General features: G+C 57.1%; 17 protein-coding genes. 13 read left to right on the top strand and 4 right to left on the bottom strand.

Going from position 1 to position 20,285, the window contains the following annotated elements:
- Nucleotides 1-117: 117 nt before the first annotated feature.
- The 3 genes from DSD30_RS15785 to DSD30_RS15775 are packed head-to-tail and all read left to right on the top strand — an operon-like array spanning nt 118 to nt 3,400.
- Complete coding sequence (locus DSD30_RS15785; RefSeq protein WP_425359470.1) at nt 118-1,359, top strand: Gfo/Idh/MocA family protein; 1,242 nt, start codon at nt 118-120, stop codon at nt 1,357-1,359.
- A gap of 59 nt (nt 1,360-1,418) precedes the next feature.
- Complete coding sequence (locus tag DSD30_RS15780; protein WP_245418503.1) at nt 1,419-2,438, top strand: SIS domain-containing protein; 1,020 nt, start codon at nt 1,419-1,421, stop codon at nt 2,436-2,438.
- Complete coding sequence (locus DSD30_RS15775) at nt 2,435-3,400, top strand: glucokinase (RefSeq protein WP_114010678.1); 966 nt, start codon at nt 2,435-2,437, stop codon at nt 3,398-3,400. The genes DSD30_RS15780 and DSD30_RS15775 overlap by 4 nt, the downstream gene beginning before the upstream one ends.
- A 52-nt stretch (nt 3,401-3,452) precedes the next feature.
- On the opposite strand, the gene DSD30_RS15770 is transcribed toward DSD30_RS15775, so the two are convergent.
- From DSD30_RS15770 to DSD30_RS15760, 3 genes are read right to left on the bottom strand one after another with little or no spacing between them, the layout of a single operon-like run.
- Entirely contained in the window at nt 3,453-3,959 is a 507-nt protein-coding gene (locus DSD30_RS15770) for a helix-turn-helix transcriptional regulator (RefSeq protein ID WP_245418502.1), read from the bottom strand.
- Nucleotides 3,956-4,600, bottom strand: coding sequence for a cytochrome b/b6 domain-containing protein (locus DSD30_RS15765; protein WP_114010677.1), 645 nt, complete (start codon nt 4,598-4,600; stop codon nt 3,956-3,958). The genes DSD30_RS15770 and DSD30_RS15765 overlap by 4 nt, the downstream gene beginning before the upstream one ends.
- The gene (locus tag DSD30_RS15760) at nt 4,600-4,860 is read right to left on the bottom strand and encodes a PepSY domain-containing protein (protein ID WP_114010676.1); all 261 of its coding nucleotides are present in this window, start codon (nt 4,858-4,860) and stop codon (nt 4,600-4,602) included. The genes DSD30_RS15765 and DSD30_RS15760 overlap by 1 nt, the downstream gene beginning before the upstream one ends.
- A gap of 334 nt (nt 4,861-5,194) precedes the next feature.
- Between DSD30_RS15760 and DSD30_RS15755 the strand changes: the two genes are divergently transcribed.
- On the top strand, nt 5,195-6,907 hold the full coding sequence (locus DSD30_RS15755) for a tetratricopeptide repeat-containing sulfotransferase family protein (RefSeq protein WP_114010675.1): 1,713 nt from the start codon (nt 5,195-5,197) through the stop codon (nt 6,905-6,907).
- 72 nt (nt 6,908-6,979) lie between these two features.
- On the opposite strand, the gene mnmA is transcribed toward DSD30_RS15755, so the two are convergent.
- Nucleotides 6,980-8,158: a tRNA 2-thiouridine(34) synthase MnmA gene (gene mnmA / locus DSD30_RS15750; RefSeq protein ID WP_171021889.1), complete on the bottom strand. Its 1,179-nt coding sequence runs from the start codon at nt 8,156-8,158 to the stop codon at nt 6,980-6,982.
- Between the two features lie 304 nt (nt 8,159-8,462).
- Between mnmA and DSD30_RS15745 the strand changes: the two genes are divergently transcribed.
- The 9 genes from DSD30_RS15745 to flhA all read left to right on the top strand — a co-directional run bounded on the left by DSD30_RS15745 (nt 8,463) and on the right by flhA (nt 20,205).
- On the top strand, nt 8,463-10,829 hold the full coding sequence (locus DSD30_RS15745; protein ID WP_157967735.1) for a flagellar hook-length control protein FliK: 2,367 nt from the start codon (nt 8,463-8,465) through the stop codon (nt 10,827-10,829).
- Nucleotides 10,830-10,851: 22 nt separating this feature from the next.
- Nucleotides 10,852-11,529 carry a flagellar hook assembly protein FlgD gene (locus tag DSD30_RS15740; protein WP_114010673.1) on the top strand — a complete coding sequence of 226 codons (678 nt, stop codon included), beginning with the start codon at nt 10,852-10,854 and terminating at the stop codon, nt 11,527-11,529.
- Between the two features lie 258 nt (nt 11,530-11,787).
- Nucleotides 11,788-12,060 (top strand): CtrA inhibitor SciP, encoded by a 273-nt coding sequence (gene sciP, locus DSD30_RS15735; protein WP_114010672.1) that lies wholly within the window; start codon nt 11,788-11,790, stop codon nt 12,058-12,060.
- A 371-nt stretch (nt 12,061-12,431) separates the two neighbouring features.
- A complete protein-coding gene (gene fliF, locus DSD30_RS15730) occupies nt 12,432-14,069 on the top strand; it encodes a flagellar basal-body MS-ring/collar protein FliF (protein WP_114010671.1) in 1,638 nt (545 codons plus the stop codon).
- A gap of 11 nt (nt 14,070-14,080) precedes the next feature.
- Nucleotides 14,081-15,136: a flagellar motor switch protein FliG gene (gene fliG / locus DSD30_RS15725; protein WP_114010670.1), complete on the top strand. Its 1,056-nt coding sequence runs from the start codon at nt 14,081-14,083 to the stop codon at nt 15,134-15,136.
- 99 nt (nt 15,137-15,235) lie between these two features.
- Nucleotides 15,236-16,222: a FliH/SctL family protein gene (locus DSD30_RS15720; protein WP_157967734.1), complete on the top strand. Its 987-nt coding sequence runs from the start codon at nt 15,236-15,238 to the stop codon at nt 16,220-16,222.
- A complete protein-coding gene (gene fliN / locus DSD30_RS15715) occupies nt 16,215-16,559 on the top strand; it encodes a flagellar motor switch protein FliN (protein ID WP_114010668.1) in 345 nt (114 codons plus the stop codon). The genes DSD30_RS15720 and fliN overlap by 8 nt, the downstream gene beginning before the upstream one ends.
- A 13-nt stretch (nt 16,560-16,572) precedes the next feature.
- Entirely contained in the window at nt 16,573-17,946 is a 1,374-nt protein-coding gene (flbD, locus tag DSD30_RS15710) for a sigma-54-dependent transcriptional regulator FlbD (RefSeq protein ID WP_114010667.1), read from the top strand.
- A gap of 78 nt (nt 17,947-18,024) precedes the next feature.
- Nucleotides 18,025-20,205 (top strand): flagellar biosynthesis protein FlhA, encoded by a 2,181-nt coding sequence (gene flhA / locus DSD30_RS15705; protein ID WP_280955317.1) that lies wholly within the window; start codon nt 18,025-18,027, stop codon nt 20,203-20,205.
- Nucleotides 20,206-20,285 lie beyond the last annotated feature (80 nt).

Below are 20,285 nucleotides of genomic sequence, written 5' to 3'. Positions count from 1 at the left end.
CACCCGTTGCGCAGCTTCGGGTGGGGAAACACCAATCCAAGACTGATCCAACGACGCGCATTCGGCAGTGATTTTCGAGTGACGGCCAAGTGCGTCCAAATTCAAGGGAGAACCATCATGGCAACACCAAAAGAGACCCTCAATATCGGGATTGTCGGCACCGGCTTTATCGCGGAATTTCACCTCAAATCCATGATCGGCGTGCGCAATGTCAAGGTCGCAGGCGTCTATAGCCGCAACGGGGAAAACCGGCAACGCATAGCCGATCTTGCGCAAGAGCTGGCCTTGGGACCTTGCACACCGTTCGAAACGTTGGATGCCATGCTGGAATGCGACAAGATTGATGCCATCTGGATCCTGTCACCCAACCACACCCGCCTCGACATTATGCGTCAAATCCATCTTGCAGTGACCGAAAAACGCAGCAAGGTCTTCGCGGTCGCTTGCGAGAAGCCGCTGGCCCGGACCATTGCCGAGGCGCGCGAAATGCTGCGTCTGGTTGAAGATGCCGGACTGAACCACGGCTATCTGGAAAATCAGGTCTTCTGTACACCTGTCCTGCGCGGCAAGGAAATCATCTGGCGGCGGGCGGCCTCCACCACAGGACGGCCCTATCTGGCGCGCGCCGCCGAGGAGCATTCCGGCCCGCACAATGCCTGGTTCTGGCAGGGCGACAAACAGGGCGGTGGTGTCTTGTCGGACATGATGTGTCACTCTGTCGAAGTGGCCCGCCATCTTCTCACCGACCCGAGCAAACCACGCAACTCCCTCAAGGTGAAGTCTGTCAACGGCACCGTGGCCAACCTCAAATGGACGCGCCCCAACTATGCCAAGCAGCTTTCGGATCGCTATGCAGGCAAAGTCGATTACATCAATCGTCCCTCGGAAGATTTTGCCCGCGGTACGATCACACTGGAAGACGAGGATGGCAACGAGTTGATGATCGAGGCGACCACGTCTTGGGCATATGTCGGTGCGGGCTTGCGCATCCAGCTCGAGCTGCTGGGGCCAGAATATTCCATGGAGTTCAACTCCCTCGCGACCGGTCTGAAAATCTTCATGTCGCGGGAAGTCTCCGGTGAAGAAGGGGAGGATCTGGTCGAGAAACAAATGGCAGAGCAGGGTCTGATGCCGGTGCTTGAAGATGAGGCGGGTGTCTATGGATATACCGATGAAAACCGTCACATGGTCGAAGCGTTCCGCAAGGGCGAGCGTCCGTCTGAGACATTCGAAGATGGGCTGGCTGTTGTCCAGATGCTGATCGGTCTTTATCGCTCGGCAGAAATCGGTCAAACCGTTTCCTTCCCTGCCGATGATCTGGAGACCTATGTGCCTGTCGTGGCGCGCATTCCATCCTGACCTGTTGCAAAGGAACGCGGCGCCATCTGGCACCGCGTTCCATCAAGGAGAACTCACCCATGACCATCATGGCCCAGGAAATCGCATCCATCCCGGACGTCGTGGCGAAGCAAATCAGGCAGACCCTTCCGCTCTATCTTGAACAAGGGGAACAGTTGGGCAGACTGGATCCCCCCTGCCTGATCACATGCGCGCGGGGAAGCTCTGACCATGCCACGCTTTACTTCAAATATCTGGTTGAAAGCCAGTTGGGCGTGCCGGTCTGCTCCATGGGGCCCTCGATTGCCTCAATCTATGATCAGGGTCTTGCCACAAAAAAGGCAGTCTTTCTGGCTGTCTCCCAGTCCGGGGGCAGCAAGGATATTGCTGCGCTTTGCAACAAAGCCACCGAATCCGGTCTGACAACCATCGCGCAGGTCAATGAGAAGCAGTCATTGCTGGGCAGCACAGCAAAGCGCGTTCTGCCCTTGCAGGCAGGCAAGGAACAGGCAGTTGCAGCCACAAAAAGCTTTGTTTGTTCGCTCGTGGCACTGGCATCAATTTATGCGGGCTGGCGCAAAGACAAGGCATTCATCGATGCGTTGACGGCACTGCCTGACGCGCTCGAACGATCCCTGGCATGTGACTGGCAATCGGAGCTGGAGGCGCTGACCGCCGTGAAGGGCCTATTCGTGATTTCCCGCGGGCCGGGTTACGCCATTGCACAGGAAGCCGCACTCAAATTCAAGGAAACCTGCGGATTGCACGCCGAAGCCTTCAGCGCGGCGGAAGTGCGCCATGGCCCCATTGCACTGGCACAAAGCAACTTTGCGGCCCTTTGTTTCGCCAGTCGGGACAAGGCTGGCCCCGGCATTGAGGAGACGGTCGGACATTTGCGAGATGCAGGCATTCAGACCTTGCAGACCGGTTTTGATCAGGTCGACAATGCCACCTTGCCGGTCGCCTCGGCATCCCATATCCTGCTGGATCCGATCTGCCATATCACCAGCTTCTACAAGGCAGTTGAACAACTGACCGTGCGCCTTGGCACCAACCCCGATGCGCCCGCCCATCTTTCGAAAGTCACGGTGACTCTATGACCAGCCTTCTATGTGATCTGGGTGGCACCAATTGCCGCCTTGCCCTTGTTTCTGCCAATGGCAAGGAACTGGAGAGAATTGACAGCGTCCCCAATGACCGATTTGCCTCTTTTGTGGATCTGGTATCGGCCTATCTGGCCCAGTGGAAGTTGTCCAGCCTAGACACAATGGTGATTGCTCTGGCTGCCCCCATTGAAGGAGACTGCATATGGCTGACCAATCGGGACTGGAAACTGGACAAGACCGAGCTTGCAGAATGTTTCGATGCCCCTCATATCCATTTCATCAATGATTTTGAAGCATTGGGATATGCCTTGCGTCTCTCTGACCGGCTTCAGTCAAGCCCCATCGTTGTGCCTACAGAACCACGCCATCATAGCCCGAAGCTGGTTTTGGGAGCGGGAACGGGCTTTAATTGTGCGCTTCTGACTGGTGGGGAAGAGGTCGTTTGTTGTGAAGCAGGTCACAGCTCACTGGTCACTGAGACCCCCTTTGACCGGCGCCTTCAGGACACATTCATCTCGCGCTATGGGCGTTGTTCCACCGAGCGTGTTTTATCGGGCAAGGGCATGTTCGAACTCTACACAGCCGTGTGTGAAGACATGGGCTCTCCTGCGCTCTTGACAAATAGTCATGACATCGTCGACGTCGGACTGGCTGGCACCAATGCTGCGGCGACCAGGGCTTGCGAAGAATTTGCCCGTATTCTGGGACGATTGACCGGTGACCTCTCCCTTTTGATGCTTCCCTATTCTGGGGTTTTCCTGACCGGGGGCATCACGCGCGCCTTGGCGCCGATCCTGATGCAGCCGGAGGGGCCGTTTCTTCGGGCCTTCAAAAGCAAGGGGCGCATGGCAGAGCATATGGAGAATTTTCCGATTCACCTGCTGCAGGACGACCATGTGGCGCTCTTTGGCTGCCTTTCCTTCTTTCAGTCTGCCACTTTGGGTGTTCGAGCGTGACCGCCATCACTGCCCGCCACCCCCGTTCAAGCGCCGAAAATGGCGCTTGACCTTATTCCTGCAACGTCTCGACTGGCCCTGAGAGCAAATCTTCGACAAAGAAGGCCGCCAGCTGCGCCCGATTGGAAACCCCGGCCTTGGCATAGATCCGGGTCAATTGTGCGCGAACGGTGCCTTTGGCAGCACTGCGAAGAGTAGCGATTTCCGCAGCATCCAGCCCCTTGAGGGCAAACAAAGCCACTTCCCGCTCCGCAGGCGTCAAGGCCCAAAGCTCGAATTGCCGAGTGACCACGCTGGACAGATGCCCTCGGGCAACGTCGAGGGCACGGTTTGTGTCTGCAAGCTGCGCCATCAGATTGCGCAACAGAAGAATGCCGGAGACAAGCCCAGCAAGCAGCATCAGGGACGCAAAGAACTCCATCGCAGTCTCGACGGTCTCGGCACCTCGAAAGGTATCGCCGATCGCATCGGCCAGATAGAAAATGGCCGCAATCCCCTGCAGAATGATCAACAGGGTCAACGCGGCCGTTTTGCCTTTCGAGGAAATCGTCACAGTCACTTTCTGTCTCCAAGAAGCATGGGTTTGACAAGGTTGCGTCGCATCACGCGCCCTTCCACAAACACCCCTACCACATGCAGAGCAGCAAGGAACATAAGCAGATTGGCGGTCACCTCATGCACAAAGCCTGCAGCATGCTTGATCGCCATGTAGATTTCGCTGTCAACATCCAGAGCATTCTGCGCAAGCAGCGACCAGTCTCCGGCCTCAACAGCCGCCTGCTCCGCCGCAACCTGCATGGGAGAACCGGCATCGGTCATGATCAACCCGGTCGCAATCACGATACCCAATGAGGCCCACAGAGCATAGACCATCAACGCCCCTGCGGGATTATGCGAGGGATAGTCACGCGGCCGAATTCCCTGAATCAAATCAATGACATACAGTACGGCAGCCCGCGGATCAGGCAGGAACGAGACAAAGCGAGCCTCGGAAGGTCCGATCAGGCCCCACACCAATCGCACGGCAAGGATTCCAAGCACCGCCCAACCAATCCAGACATGGAGCGCCTTGCCGGGATCGCTGATCAGGCCATTGACAATGACACAGGCCGCTATGGCCCAATGGGTCAACCGCACCAGCGGATCCCAAAGAGCGGGCGACGCGACGTCGCCCTCATTCTTTTCACGACACGATGACATCAGTCGTCTGCCTTGATTTTGGTGACATTGCCGGATTTTGGATCAATATAGATTTCCCAACGTTTGTTGGAAGCGTCATGGCATTTGGCTTCGATCTTGCCCCCTTCTGCTTCGAACTTGCTGACTGTGCAGCCAGCGGAGGCAAGGGCGGTGCGCGCCGCATCAGGGGAGGTGCCGACATGATCACCAACGACAGGCATGGCATGAGCAGCAAATGGAAGAGCGATAGCGGCGGCAGCAAACAGAATGGTTTTCTTCATCAAGGAATGTCCTTCTAAACAGAGTGAGGTTGCCCGGTCCAAACCGGATGACCCCAAAATGAAGCGTCCCCTCCCTCTGGTCGATTGCACAAAAGCTGCTTTGCCGCTCCGTAAGCACCTGCTTATGCCTTTACGAGACATGCGTATGGGCTTTTGGGGTGCGTGTCGGCCGCTTGCGCGCCGGTCGCATGCGCCCTCACGGCCGGGCCTTCCACATACACACACGCCGCCCTCTTGCCATCTGTGTTGACCTCCCTCACCGTGCCCTCAGGCGCCGCCTGTCGTTGATTCGGTTGTTTCGCGGCAGGGACCCAGAAGCGTGTGAGGCTCGAAGATGACACAAAGCACGGATGATCTGCTTACCAAAGGCGCGAAAGCGCAGGCCAACGGGCAGTGGCAGGCAGCTGAACAGGCCTTCGCTGAAGTACTGAACAGCGAGCCGGATCACCCCATCGCCAATCATCATATGGGTAGCCTCGCGGTCGCGGTCGGCAAACCCGCCGAAGCGATCCAGTTTTTTGGCGCTGCGCTCAAACAGCGCCCCGACCTGCCCCAATATTGGATCAGCTATATCGACACGCTGATTGCACTGAGCATGTTCCCCGAGGCAACTGCGGTGCTTGAACAAGCCAAACTGCACGGAGTGATGAACAAGGATCTCGCCAAACTGGAAGCCCTGATCACCAGCGACACAGATCAGTCAGCCACAGCAGACCTGCCACATGCCGCCGCTGTCCAACTGGGCCAATTGCTGGAGCGAAAACAGTTTGCCGAAGCTCTTGAGGCCACTGAAAAACTATTACCCCATTTTCCCAGCTCGATTTTGTTGCACAATGTGCGCGGCAGCGCCCTTGCCCGCCTCGATCAGCATCAAGCGGCCATTGCAAGCTTTCAGCAATCACTGGCTCTCAATCCTGATGAGGCCTCGACCCATTATAATCGCGCGCTCGCCTTGCTTGAGATGGGTGATCTCGACGCCGCCCGCAGCGGTTTCCATGATACGCTGCAGCACAATCCGCGCCATATCGGCGCCCATCACAAGCTGAGCCCGATCAAGACATTTACCGCAGAGGATTGGCAAGTCCAAGCCATGCGCGCCTTGCTTGAGGAAGGCGACCTGTCCGACGAAGGCCGCTTTTGCCTGTCCTTCGCCCTGTCCAAGGCCTATGAAGATCTCGGCCAGCTGGACGTCGCCGTCACCTATCTGCATCAGGGCAACGACATCCGAAGCCGGATGCTGGACTATTCAATAGAAACGGACCGGGCACTGTTTGCCAATATCAAGCAATACCATACCGATTTCATCAAACAACTGGATCTACCGACACCTGCTCCCACTGAAACGGTGCCAATCTTCATTGTCGGCATGCCGCGCTCTGGCACCTCTCTGGTTGAGCAGATTGTCTCGTCCCACTCTACGGTCGGTGCGGCAGGAGAGCTCGATCAATTCGGCACGTTGGGCAATGCACTGGTCAGCGAGCGAAGCCTTCTGACATCTGAAACCATCGATGGTTTCCGGAGTATTTTCGATCAGGTTTTGCAGGAACTCACCAAGGGTGAGGCCTTTGTAACCGACAAGATGCCGCAGAATTTCCGCTTTCTCAATCTGATCCGGATCTTCTATCCCGAAGCCAAAATCGTCCATGTCGAGCGCGACCCGATCGCCACCTGCTGGTCGAACTACAAGCACACATTCGGCAATCAAGGCCTTGGCTATTGTTACAATATCAAGGACCTGATCGCCTATTACGGTCTTTATCGCGACCTGATGGAGGTCTGGCACGCGGAATATCCCGGCCAGATTTACCGCCTCAATTATGACCAGCTGGTCGCCGATCAGGAAGCAGAAACCCACCGGTTGGCGGACTATCTGAACCTCAGCTGGGAAGATGGCCTTTTGTCGCCAGAGGAGAACCAGCGTGTCGTACGCACAGCCTCGCAACAACAGGTCCGTCAAAGCGTCTATCAGGACAGCTCACAACAATGGCGCAAGTTCGAACCCTACCTTGAAGGGGCCTTTGACCCCTTGCTGAGCGATAGCCCCTGATCATCACAAGCTCCAAACGAAAAAAGCCGGCTAGTTTGAGCCGGCTTTTCTACACCATCGTAACGTTCTCGATCACTCAGCAGCACTGATGCCGATCGAGGCAGGAATGGCCACTTCGGTGGTCGTGCTGGCAATCCAGCCGCCGCCCCAAAGCTGGGCTTCCTTCTCAACGCCATTATAGAAGACGCAAGCCTGACCGGGCGCCACCCCTTGCTCACCATCGAGCAATTCGACCTCGAACGAGCCGTCAGCCATTGCAAACAGCAAAGCTTCTTTCGGCGGCCGTGTCGAACGGACCTTGGCAAAGATCTCAAGCCCGGTATCAGGGATTTCGGCAATCGATTGCGGCCCAAGCCAATTGACTTCACGCAACTTCAGGCGACGGGTCACCAGCGCCTCGCGCGGGCCAACAATCACCTGCTTGCGCTCGGCATCGAGCTTGACAACATACAGCGGATCGCTGGACGAAATACCAAGCCCCCGACGCTGACCGACTGTGAAGCGGATGATGCCCTGATGCTCGCCCAGCACGCGGCCATCGATATGCACGATCTGCCCCGGCTCGGCAGCACCGGGATGCAGGCGCTCGATCACATCGGTATATTTGCCCGTCGGCACGAAACAGATATCCTGACTGTCCTGCTTGTCCGCAACCGCCAAACCAAGCTCACGGGCCAACTCACGGGCCTCCGGCTTTGGCATGCCACCCAATGGGAAGCGCAAAAAGTCGATCTGGTCCTGTGTTGTAGCAAACAGGAAATAGGTCTGATCCCTGTCTTCATCGGACGGGCGGAATAGCACCCGGCGGTTGCCCACAATCTTGGAAGAAATATAGTGCCCGGTCGCCATACAATCGGCGCCGAACTCCTTGGCGGTGGCCAGCAGATCCTCGAACTTGACCGTTTGATTGCAGGTCACACAGGGCACGGGTGTCTCCCCTGCCAGATAGCTTTCGGCAAAGCGGTCGATCACCGCTTCCTTGAAGCGGCTTTCATAATCCAGCACATAATGCGGAATGCCCAGATGCTCTGCCACCCGGCGCGCATCCTGAATATCCTGCCCGGCACAACAGGCACCGGCCCGGTGCATGGCCTTGCCATGATCATAGAGCTGCAGGGTCACGCCGATGACATCATACCCCTGATGCTTCAACAAAGCTGCGGTAACCGAGGAATCTACTCCGCCGGACATGGCAACGACAACACGGGTGTCTTCTGGGCGACCAGGCAAATCGAGACTGTTTAACATCAATCGATTCCATTCTTTCTTGTCTCCGGCAAACAGCTCTGGTCCTGCATGCATAACTGCCGGTATGTGTTTTGGCTCATATATAGCGTCTTTGGCTGATTTTGGAAGGGAAAAGGAGAATTTTCGTTGTCCATGCCCCCTGCATGACCCGGCAGTTTTTGCCAAGCCCCGGCAGTTTTTGACCTGCCAAGCGCGGAACTCTCACTAAGTAGAAACACAAGCCTTTGAATTAATAGACTAATTTTTCTGAAAATTTCTGGCACAATTCTTGAATACTTAGATCAGACACTGCGCAATGAGGACAGGTATGGTATCTCAGTATTCCGTCATTTCAGACCCGTTCACAGCTCCGACCAATCCGGCTGCGAACAAACAGTCTTCCCCAAAACAGGATGCATCCGCGTCCAGTTTCGAGAGCCATTTGCGCAATCAGGACCGGCGCGAGGCCTCCCTGCAACGCGAAGACCGGCAAGCATTCGAGCGCAATGAACGTGCTCAGGATGCGCGCGCACAGGATATCCGTGCACAGAATGATCGCGCCCACAATGAGCGGGCCGAGGCACGGCGTGCACGTGCGGATGAAGGGGTCCGGACTGCCGCGCAGGACACACGGCCAGATACCCGTCCAGATACCCGTCCAGACACGCGACCAAATGAAAAGGCCAGCACGGAAGCGCCAGCGCAAGACACCAGAACCGCCAACACGCGTCCAGACGCTTCGGATCAGCCACGGACAGAGGCCAATGAGGCACGCAAAACGGATGCGGCCCCATCAGGCACGGATCAATCACAGCCGCGCCCGACAGCGCAGTCCGACGAGACGCCCACATCAAATGACAAGCCTGACACTGATGCAGTGGTCAAAGAGCAGGCCGAAGGCTCACAGCCGGACCTCACATTGGCGGCCCAACCGGCAGCTGCTCAGACACCCAATGCTCCCGATGCTGGCCAATCTGCCGATGCACTGGCACAGGCGTTGAATGATGCAGCTAACGCCAACATTGCTGCTTCGGAGCAGACAGGGACAGGCGCAACAGGCCAGCAGACCACTGTGGCAAATGCGGCCCAGCCCGCAAGTCAGGATGCGGATCAGGCTTCTACCCAGACGGTGACCCAGAATGCGGCCCTCAACGCGCCCCTGAGTACATCTCAGAATGCGGCCCAAACCCCGACCATCGACCCGGTAACAACGCCGCAGCTCGCCTCTTCGCAGGCCTCCGAAGGGCAAGCACCGTCTGGCCTTGCCGATGGATTGACTGGTGAGAGCACGCCACAGCAACCGGCAAACGAAGAATCCGCAGCGAAAGCCGCCGAACTGGTTGCCACGACCAAAGCCGGTGCCTCTCCGACCACGCAAGACGCCAGCGCCCAGACAACAGGACAACAACCAGCGACCGAACAGGCTGACACCGAGGGAAAGGCAAATATCCAAGCCCAACCCGTGCTGGACGCAGATGGACAGCAGGTTACCCCAGCGCCAATCGATCCCGTACAGACCGAACTGGCACAGGCCCCTCTATCTGACGCCATCGCAGAACCGGTGAGCCAATCGGTCAGCAGCCATCAGGTCCAGACCGTCACGGGTGAAACCGTTTCGATCGACACTGCCCAGTCTCAACCACAGACGGAGACTGGCGAGGCATCGTCTGATCAATCAGCAGATGCTCTGGCCAAGATGGTGACCATACAGCAGCATGAAGACAGCCCGCAGGTCACCCAGCAACAGACACCATCGTCAACTCAGCCTCAGTCTGCACAGCAGGACGCTCCTGTCTCTGAGCGCACTGATCAGGCTGCCAGCACGACGAAGCAGTCAGCCACGCCGGAGGCTCAGCAAAGCCAGACTCAGGCTGCTCTCAACGCCATGACCCAAGGCCGCAAGGGCGCAGAGCAGGTCACCAACGACCCACAGCAAACGACGGCGTCCGATGACACGGCCAACGCCGATGCGGATGCCGGTGACGAACCCGCACGCCCGAAAACGGTCAATCCTCTGACCGTGGCATCGGTGGAAAGCGGCACACTGCGTCAGGCCCCGAAAGCCGATGCCTTCACCAAAATGATGGCAGGAATCGACAATCAGGCAGGTCTCAAGGATATGGCTATGCAGTCTGACCCGACATTGAAGGTCGACGGCATGACCCCGATACAGGGTGACGGCTCCACCGTGCGCCTGACCGGCATGGAAAACTTTGCCCGGACCGGCCATGTGCCGCAACAGGCGGCAGCTGCCAACGCACAGGCCATGGCCGCCCAGATTTCCAAATTCGCCATGCGTGGTGAAACCCGCTTCGAAATCCGCCTTGACCCGGCGGATCTGGGCAAGGTCGATGTCCGCCTGACCATTGGCTCGGATGGTCAGACCCGGGCACATCTGTTTGTCGAACGGCCCGAGACCCTCGACATGTTCATGCGTGACCAGCGGATGATGGAACGCAGCCTGCTGCAAAGCGGCCTTAATCTCGACAAACAAGGCCTCGAATTTTCGCTAATGGATCAGCAGGATAGTGGCCAACAGATGGCTCATGACCAGCAACAAGCCATGGAGCAGGAAAATTTCGGCTCAAGCACCAAGTCAGATGGGTTCGCCGAGGAACAGGCTACACCATCCCTCACCCACCCCACCCATTCAGGCAGCTATGTCGCGTCGACTGGCGTCAATCTGGTAATCTGACCGCGTCTCTGGAGTAACGATCATGACCACCATCGGTAACATCACATCGCAAGCCGTTTCCAACAGTGCGCAGGACAAAACGGGACTCGTACAGAATTACGAGACCTTTCTGACCCTGCTGACCACACAGTTGCAGAATCAGGATCCGATGGAACCGATGGATTCTTCGAAATTCACCGAGCAGTTGGTGCAGTTTTCCGCCATCGAACAGCAGATCAAGTCAAACGAGCAGCTTGAAAATCTGGCGAACATGATGACGTCGTCCAACGCACTGGGCGTCCTCAATTTCGTTGGCACGACCGTTACCGTTGATGGCTCACGTGGCAATCTGTCGAGTTATGGCAGTGTCGATTACAGTTTGGAGTCCGAGAGCGCCGGCTCTGCTGAAATCACCATCCGCAACGATGCGGGCGATATCGTCTACAATGAAGCCGACGTCTCGCTGACAGAAGGCCAACAAACCTTCAAGTGGGACGGCACAGACAGCTCCGGCAACCGGATGGCACCGGGCACCTATTGGATCCAGATCAACGCCAAGGATGCCGAAGGCGCCGCCATCTCGGTCGACACGGATATGACCGGCGTGGTCGACAATGTCGATCTGTCCTCAAGCCAACCCATGCTGATCATCAACGGCAAGTCGGTTCCCACCTCACAAATCAAATCCGTCGCCCGACCCACCGACAGCGGCACTGCCTGATCCGTTTTGCACACGACAAGTGATGCAATTTGCGGCTTGGCCCCAGTCTGGAGGCCTGAGGTAGGATTGTGTTAACCTTCTTTGCAGCCTGCCCCCGTTGGCGCAAAAGGAAAAAAATGAAGGCCAGGCTCTCAATCTGCAACAACTGCCTCAAATTGAAAAAAACTATTACCAAAGTGTATCCAGAGGCTTAGGCTTTTTTTAAAGGCATTGTCCTATGCTCTTCCATGATGAGGTCAGGTTGAGTGTGAGAGTACAATGACCGATCAAGTACGTGCGAGAGTAAAATATGTCATCGGCCCCGATGGGAGTCCTTTGACTGTGGCTGATCTTCCACCAGAAAATACGAGACGGTGGGTGATCAGGCGCAAAGCCGAAGTTGTTGCTGCCGTCCGCGGTGGACTGCTGAGCCTGGAAGAGGCCTGTGATAAATACACTTTGACCGTTGAGGAGTTTCTCAGTTGGCAAAGCTCTATTGATCAACATGGTCTGGCCGGTCTCCGTGCCACACGGATTCAGCAATATCGGTAACAGTTCCAGCCCGGGGCATTTCGGACTGGCAAACCTTGCGAAAAGGTCGAGGGGCTTCCCTCGACCTTTTTACGTGTGGCAAGGCATTCATTTCTGCCCCCCTCACCTCCCCCAAAGAAACGCGATGACACCCTGTTATAATTAACAAGGCAGCTGCCCCTCAAAGGCGTTCTAGCCATACATTCCCACAGGGTGACCCAATTCTTTTTCGACTGAATGGAAAAAAAAGACCGCTTTTGAGTCATTTTCATCGGTGCAATCTGCAGCATCAACCACTCGTTAACCAAATCCTTAACATCTTGTTAACCATCTCCTAGGAAAATATTGCCTAGTGATTTGGAGCGAACTCCCGAAATGATAGGGTGAGTGGTGTGAACGGCATTTTGGAATTCATCAAGGCATTGGGCCCGGCAAGACTTGCCGCTATGGGCGTTGTGACCGCTGTGCTGATTGGCTTCTTTGCCTTCATCATGATGCGCGTGACCGAGCCCGTGCTGTCGCCGCTCTATACCGACCTGTCATTCGAAGATTCCATCCAGATCACCAAATTGCTGGAATCCCAGAATGTAAATCACGAAGTGCGCAATGAAGGCGCAGTCATTCTGGCACCAAAGGAGCAGATCCTGCGCCTGCGCATGCAACTGGCTGAGAGCGGCCTGCCAACCGGTGGCAATGTCGGTTATGAAATCTTTGACAAGAGCGAAACTCTGGGCACCACCAGCTTCGTGCAGAATGTAAACCACCTGCGGGCGCTGGAAGGTGAGCTGTCCCGTTCGATCCGCACCATTCGCAATGTCCGCAGTTCCAGGGTCCATCTGGTGTTGCCCAAGCGTGCGCTGTTCAAGCGCGAGCAGAAACCGCCCTCCGCCTCCATTGCCGTCAAGCTGCAGGGCAATCTGAGCCCGGTTCAGATTCAGGCGATCCAGCATCTGGTCGCTTCGGCAGTAGAAGGCCTCAACCCCGAAAATGTCACCATCATCGACGGTCGTGGCCGTCTGTTGGCATCGGGCCGTGGCAATGATGACAATTATCTCTCCACCCGTCTTGAAGAGCGCCGCACCGAAATGGAAAGCCACTTGCGCACTCAGGTCGAAGACATTGTCTCCTCCATCGTCGGTCAGGGCCGGACCCGCATCGAGGTCGCCGCCGAGATGGATTTCAACAAAATCACCCAGACCTCCGACACCTTTGATCCCGATGGACAGGTGGTTCGCTCAACCCAGACCCGCAGCGAAACCGCCAAAAGTCAGGAAAAGGAAGGCAATGAAGGCGTGACCGTCGGCAACGAACTGCCCAACGCCAATGCCAACAATGCCAACGGCCCGGGTCGTCAGGAAGCCACCGACATCACCGAAGAGCTGGTCAATTACGAGATTTCGCGCAAAACCACCACGGAAGTGGTTCAGGGTGGCCGCATCAAGCGCCTGTCGGTCGCGGTTCTGGTGGACGGTGTTTATGAAAAGAATGCCAATGGTGAGCTGGAATATAAGCCGCGCACCCCAGAGCAACTGGAAAAGATTGCAACCCTCGTTCGCTCTGCGGTTGGCTACGACCAGACCCGTGGGGACAAGATCGAAGTCATCAACATGCAGTTCGCCGAAGGGCCGGAGCAAGTTTTCGACGATTCTGGCGACGAATTGTTTGCCTTCACCAAGGATGACTATATCCGCATGGTTGAACTTGGCACATTCTTCCTGATGACCCTGTTGATCTTGTTCTTCGTCCTGCGTCCAATGATGAAGCGGATGTTTGAAAAGCAGCAGGAAGAAGCAAGTCCGGACATTGTGATTGGCGCAGATGGCGTCCCGATGATTGTCGGTGAGAATGGGGAACTTGTCCCGGCCCCTGACGGGGAAGACACTCCGCACCCAACCATGCAGGCAATCGAGAATGCCCAGCTTCAAGGAGCCCTGCAGATGGACACCCTGCTCAAGGTTGGTGAACTGGTCAAAGAAAACCCTGAAGAAGCTGCCAAGATCGTGCGTCTATGGCTTCAGGATGCAGCGTGAGGTAGAAGATCATGTCAGCACTTACCAATGTAACGAACTCCCTTGCCAATGTCTCCTCAAGCAATGAAGAACGCGACCTTGATGGCGCGGAGAAAGCTGCCATTCTGCTGCTGGCGCTTGGAGATGAATTTGGCGGTCCGATCTGGGCGCGTCTTGATGACATCGAGATCAAGCAGGTCTCCATTGCCATGTCCAAGCTGGGCGGCATCACGCCCAACATGCTCGACAATCTGATCGTCGATTTCGTCGCCCGCCTGTCGTCCAAAGGCTCGGTCAACGGCAACTATGATTCCACCGAACGCCTGCTGCTCTCCTTCCTGCCGCATGAACGCGTCAATGTGATCATGGAGGAAATCCGAGGTCCGGCCGGTCGCAACATGTGGGAAAAACTGTCCAACGTTCAGGAAAACGTGCTCGCCAACTATCTCAAGAACGAGTATCCACAGACCGTTGCGGTGGTGCTCTCGAAAATCAAGCCAGACCATGCGGCCCGCGTCCTGTCGATCATGCCGGAGGATTTCGGCCTCGAAGTCATCAACCGCATGCTGTCGATGGAAGCCATTCAGAAGGAAATTCTCGAGAAAGTCGAACAGACCCTGCGTGTCGAATTCATGTCGAACCTGTCGACCACCCAACGCCGCGATGCGCACGAAGTGATGGCAGATATCTTCAACAATTTCGACCGTCAGACCGAAGCCCGCCTGTTGGCCGCTCTCGAAGAGGAAAACCGCGAGTCGGCAGAGAAGATCAAGCAGCTGATGTTCACCTTCGAAGATCTCTCCAAGCTCGACGCCGCTGGTGTTCAGGCTGTGCTGGCCAACATCGAGAAAGACGTTCTCGCTCTCGCCCTCAAGGGTGCCAACGAGACGATCCGCACACTCTTCTTCGACAATATGTCCCAGCGTGCTGGTGCCATGTTGCAGGAAGACATGGACACGATGGGTCCAGTCCGCCTGCGCGATGTCGACGAGGCACAGGGCACCATGGTCAACATGGCCAAGGATCTCGCCGCGCGCGGCGAAATCATGATTTCCAAAGGCAACAACGACGACGAGCTGGTTTACTAGGCCAACCGTCTGACCAAATCCAAACCCGACGATCAAACCGTTGATCCTTACTTGACCCGCCCCCAAAACCAAACAATGGGGCAAACTGGAACCCGCAAGATGCAACAGGCTGCTCGCTATCTGTTTGATCTGGATTTTTCCGCTCCACCGGAGCCGGAAATCGAGGAAGAGATCGAGGAAATCCCGCCCGAACCGATGATCACGGTTGCCGAGCATGAGCGCCTGCTTGCGGAGGCAGTGGCAGCGGCCCGCGCCGAAGGCGAGGCAGCTGCGCTTGAACAGCGCGAGCGTCTGGCAAGCGAGGAGAGCCTCAGCCTGCAGCGAACCATGTTTGACGAGATCGCAATGATCTACACCGAGGTCGGCACCCTGCTGCAACGGCTTGAGAAGGATGCTTCCAACCTTGCCTTCGCCTTTGCCTCGCGCTTTGCAGAACGTCTGGTCGCTCAGGAGCCGAAAACGGAAATTCTGGCTCTGCTGCATCAGGTCCTGGCTCCATTGCGAAAGGTTCCGCACATTTCCATTCGCCTGAATGATGAAATTGCCGACGAGATCAAGGAACTGGTGGACCAGCAGATGACGGAGCTGGGTTTCAGCGGCAAACTGACCATCATTCCGGATTCCACCATCCTGGCAGGTGACTGCGAAGTGGAATGGGCCGATGGCGGCATTGGTCGCAATCTGCGTTCGGCGATCCGTCAGGTCGACCAGTTGCTCGAAGATCATTTTGCCCACATTCCGGACGCAGAAGATGACATGCAAGGCGACGCAGACGCGGAAACCGAGGCAGCCGCAGACAGTGACATGCCAACGGCGTCAGAGCCTTCAGACCAGAATATCGACCAGAATTCCGAAATGAACGGGGAGGTCAGCCCTGAACCGATGCCGGTCGAAACATCGGGGCAACAGGACCAAGCCGAAGATTTCATCCCAAACCAAGAACCGATCCCGACTGACGCCAGTTCTGCGGATTCGCTCTCGACCGACCCGGAGCTGGATGATCCGTCCCAGATCAATCAACCAGATCAAGACCCAGAGATACCTGCCTCGACCGGCCAGATGCAGATGGAGATGAACAATGAGTGATAACGATCAAGATGATGGCCTCGCTCTGCAAGAACAGGATGGCCAGTCCCTCGCAGCCAATGGCGCGATGGATGTCGAGAATGTGCAGAAGAATGCAGCGGATCTGGAAGCCGTTTTCGATGTGCCGGTCCGTGTGTCGGCCATTCTAGGCCGGGCAAAAATGCCCGTCAGCGAATTGCTCAACCTTGATGTCGGCAACGTGCTGGAGCTTGATCGCAAGGTCGGGGAAGCCGTCGATATCTATGTGAATGCCCGCCTTGTTGCGCGTGGCGAAGTGGTGCTTGTCGAAGACAAACTCGGCGTCACCATGACCGAAATCATCAAATCAGAGAAGTGATTGGGAGAGAACCATGCGCCTTTTGATTGCCGGAACATTGAATGGTCAGCTTTCCCAGGCCACCAAGATTGCCCTTGACCGGGGGGCACAGGTGTCCCATGCCGAAACCACCGCCATGGCGCTCAGCCATTTGCGGGCCGGTCGCGGTGCAGATCTGATGATGGTTGATGTCCGGCTCGACATTGCCAGCCTGATTGCCGATCTGGAAAGCGAACGCATCACCCTGCCCGTCGTCGCCTGTGGCATCGAAAATGACGCTCGCGCCGCGGTCAATGCCATCCGGGCAGGTGCCAAGGAATATATCCCGCTGCCACCGGATCCGGCCATCATCGCTGCCGTTCTGGAAGCTGTCTCGCAGGATCAGGGGGCGCTGATCTATCGCGACCCGGCCATGGGAGCCGTTGTTCAGCTGGCCAACCAGATCGCCCCGAGTGACGCTTCGGTGTTGATCACCGGCGAAAGCGGCACCGGCAAGGAAGTTCTGGCCCGCCACCTGCACACCAACTCCCGCCGGGCTTCCGCTCCATTCGTCTCGGTCAACTGCGCCGCCATTCCTGACAATCTGCTCGAGTCCGAGCTGTTCGGTCACGAAAAAGGCGCCTTCACGGGTGCTGTCGCTCGCCGGATCGGTAAATTCGAGGAAGCCAATGGCGGCACCCTGTTGCTCGACGAGATTTCCGAGATGGATATCCGGCTGCAAGCCAAATTGCTACGTGCCATTCAGGAACGGACCATTGACCGGGTCGGCGGGTCAAAACCGGTATCGGTCGACATCCGCATCATTGCCACCTCCAACCGCAATCTGGCCGACGCAGTGCGTTCGGGCATCTTCCGCGAGGATTTGCTGTTCCGCCTCAATGTCATCAACCTGCAAATCCCTTCCTTGCGTGATCGCCCGCAGGATATCGACCTGTTGGCCGAGCATTTTGCCGACAAATATGCGCAAGCCAATGGCCTGCCACAGCGCCGGATGAGTGCGGAATGCTCCCGCCATTTGCATGCAAACCAGTGGGAAGGCAATGTCCGCGAGCTGGAAAACACCATGCACCGCGCGGTTCTGTTGGCAACCGGCACCGAAATCGGACCCGAAGCCCTGCGTATGCCGGACGGCAGCCGGATGGATCAGACCATCATCGGCATGGCCTCAGGTCCCGCAGCACAGGCCGTGATGGCAGCAGAAGGCGTGACCCGCAATCTCGTTGGTCGCACGGTCGCCGAAGTGGAACAGGAACTGATCCTTGACACCCTCGACCATTGCCTTGGTAACCGGACCCATGCCGCCAACATTCTGGGCATTTCCATCCGGACCCTGCGTAACAAATTGAAGCAATATTCCGAAGAAGGCGTCTCGATCCCGCAACCGGGTGAAGGGCGCATCGCCAGCTAAACGACAAGGTCGGATCTCACGGGAACGGGTCCGCCCCCCTCAACCAGACCAACAGGTCACTGACAGGACGACATCGGCATGAGCGAAGCAGACGCGACAATGGCTGACGCCCCCATCGCCCCGGCTCCAGCCCCTGATGGTGCTGCCCCGGAAGGGACAGCCCCGGCTGGCCCGTCTGTGCTTGCACAGCTGGGTGGCATTGTCACCTTCCTGCGTCAGGGGGATCTGGGCCTTGCCGTTGGTGTCATGACCATTCTGGTCGTGATGATCCTGCCGATGCCGGCAGCCTTCCTTGATATGTTCCTTGCCATCTCGATCATTTTCTCCGTCCTGATCCTGATGACGTCACTCTTCATTCGCGCGCCGCTGGAATTCTCCGCCTTCCCGACGGTTCTGCTGGTCGCCACCATGCTGCGGCTGTCCTTGAACCTTGCCTCGACCCGACTGATCCTGTCCTATGGCCATGAAGGGGGCGGTGCGGCTGGCAATGTCATCGAGGCCTTTGGCAATTTCGTCACCCGTGGCAACTTCATCATCGGTTTGATCGTCTTTGCGATTCTTGTAACCGTCAACTTCGTCGTCATCACCAAGGGTTCGGGCCGTATCGCCGAAGTCGCCGCCCGCTTCACTCTTGATGCGATGCCCGGCAAGCAGATGGCAATTGATGCCGACCTCTCCGCCGGCCTGATCACCGAAGAGCAAGCCAAGCAGCGCCGTAAGGATCTGTCTGACGAAAGCGCCTTCTTCGGGGCCATGGATGGTGCCTCAAAGTTCGTGCGTGGTGACGCCATTGCTGGACTGGTCATCACTTTCATCAACGTACTGGGTGGCATCATCATCGGCGTGGTGCAGAAGGAAATGGCCTTTGGCGATGCGGCACAGGCCTATACCCTGCTGACCATCGGTGACGGCCTCGTTTCCCAGATTCCGGCCCTGATCGTTTCCACCGCAGCCGGTATTCTCGTCTCCAAGGCTGGCGTCTCCGGCTCCGCTGACGCGGCAGTTATTCGCCAGTTGTCCGGCTATCCCAAGGCCCTTGGCATGTCGTCGGCAATTATGATCATCATGGCCTTCCTGCCCGGCATGCCGTTGATCCCCTTCTTCACACTCGGTGGTGCCGCTGGCTACTTTGCCTATAAGGCCACCAAGAAGCAGCAACGCGAAGCCCTTGAAAAGGTCATTCAGGAGAAGCAGGTAGAACTGGCCGAAGCAGCCCCACCTGCGGAAGAACCGATTAGTTCCGCTCTCAAAATGGACGAGCTGCGCCTTGAGCTGGGCTATGGCCTGATCAGCATGGCCAATGGCTCGGCTTCACAGGCCCTCACGGACCAGATCAAGGCGTTGCGTCGCCAGCTTGCCTCGGAAATGGGCTTCATCATGCCCGCAGTCCGCATCATGGACAATGTCCAGTTGCAGGCCAATGACTATGTCCTGAAGGTCAAGGAGGTCGAAGTCGGGCGTGGTGTGGTCTATCCGAACCAGTATATGACGATGGATCCGACCGGCCGCGACATTGCCCTGCCCGGCGTGAAGACCACCGAGCCGACCTTCGGCCTGCCTGCCACCTGGATCGACGGTTCCCTGCGTGAGGAAGCCGCCATTCTCGGCCTGACGGTTGTCGACCCGGCGACGGTCATCTCCACCCATCTGACCGAAATCATCAAGGCCAACATGGACGAGTTGCTCTCCTACGCGGTCGTACAGGGTCTGCTTGATGAGCTGCCGTCCGAACAGAAGAAGCTGGTCGATGACATCGTTCCGAGCCAGATCACGGTATCCGGCATCCAGCGTGTGCTCCAGACCCTGCTGGCGGAACGCATCTCGATCCGCGATCTGTCCTCGATCCTCGAAGGCATTGCAGATGCCTCTGGCTTCACCCGTTCAATTCAGACCATCAGCGAACATGTGCGCGCCCGTCTGTCGCTGCAAATCTGCGCCAGCCACCAAGCGCCGGGCGGCTATCTGCCGATCCTCAGCCTGTCGCCAGCATGGGAGCAGGAATTTGCCAGCGCGCTCATCGGCGACGGAGACGATCGACAGCTGGCCATGGCACCGACCAAATTGCAGGAATTCGTTGCCAGCGTTCGCGACGGCTTTGAAGATGCCGCCCAGATCGGTGAAATTCCTGTCCTGCTCACCTCTCCGGGCAATCGCCCCTTCGTGCGCTCGATCATAGAACGCTTCCGCGCTCACACCACGGTTCTGAGCCAGAATGAAATCCACACCCGGGTCCGGCTGAAGACTGTCGGCACGATCTAACCTCTGAGAACAAACCCAATCCAGTTTGCGACAGGGCCATCCCACTTCTGCTGCCAAGCCAAAGGGCAGCGGAGGTGGGG

This window comes from Cohaesibacter intestini (genome assembly GCF_003324485.1).
GTDB lineage: Bacteria > Pseudomonadota > Alphaproteobacteria > Rhizobiales > Cohaesibacteraceae > Cohaesibacter > Cohaesibacter intestini.
The sequence above is the reverse complement of the archived record's forward strand: the minus strand, read 5'-3'. Positions and strand labels throughout refer to the sequence as shown.

What these genes read in the sequence shown, in the direction of transcription:
- DSD30_RS15755 (WP_114010675.1), top strand. Translation starts at nt 5,195, where the DNA reads ATGACACAAAGCACGGATGATCTGCTTACCAAAGGCGCGAAAGCGCAG.
- fliN (WP_114010668.1), top strand. Translation starts at nt 16,215, where the DNA reads ATGAGTGATAACGATCAAGATGATGGCCTCGCTCTGCAAGAACAGGAT.
- fliG (WP_114010670.1), top strand. Translation starts at nt 14,081, where the DNA reads ATGTCAGCACTTACCAATGTAACGAACTCCCTTGCCAATGTCTCCTCA.
- sciP (WP_114010672.1), top strand. Translation starts at nt 11,788, where the DNA reads ATGACCGATCAAGTACGTGCGAGAGTAAAATATGTCATCGGCCCCGAT.
- DSD30_RS15760 (WP_114010676.1), bottom strand. Translation starts at nt 4,860, where the DNA reads ATGAAGAAAACCATTCTGTTTGCTGCCGCCGCTATCGCTCTTCCATTT.
- DSD30_RS15765 (WP_114010677.1), bottom strand. Translation starts at nt 4,600, where the DNA reads ATGTCATCGTGTCGTGAAAAGAATGAGGGCGACGTCGCGTCGCCCGCT.
- DSD30_RS15775 (WP_114010678.1), top strand. Translation starts at nt 2,435, where the DNA reads ATGACCAGCCTTCTATGTGATCTGGGTGGCACCAATTGCCGCCTTGCC.
- flhA (WP_280955317.1), top strand. Translation starts at nt 18,025, where the DNA reads ATGAGCGAAGCAGACGCGACAATGGCTGACGCCCCCATCGCCCCGGCT.
- DSD30_RS15785 (WP_425359470.1), top strand. Translation starts at nt 118, where the DNA reads ATGGCAACACCAAAAGAGACCCTCAATATCGGGATTGTCGGCACCGGC.
- DSD30_RS15780 (WP_245418503.1), top strand. Translation starts at nt 1,419, where the DNA reads ATGACCATCATGGCCCAGGAAATCGCATCCATCCCGGACGTCGTGGCG.
- DSD30_RS15745 (WP_157967735.1), top strand. Translation starts at nt 8,463, where the DNA reads ATGGTATCTCAGTATTCCGTCATTTCAGACCCGTTCACAGCTCCGACC.
- DSD30_RS15720 (WP_157967734.1), top strand. Translation starts at nt 15,236, where the DNA reads ATGCAACAGGCTGCTCGCTATCTGTTTGATCTGGATTTTTCCGCTCCA.
- flbD (WP_114010667.1), top strand. Translation starts at nt 16,573, where the DNA reads ATGCGCCTTTTGATTGCCGGAACATTGAATGGTCAGCTTTCCCAGGCC.
- DSD30_RS15740 (WP_114010673.1), top strand. Translation starts at nt 10,852, where the DNA reads ATGACCACCATCGGTAACATCACATCGCAAGCCGTTTCCAACAGTGCG.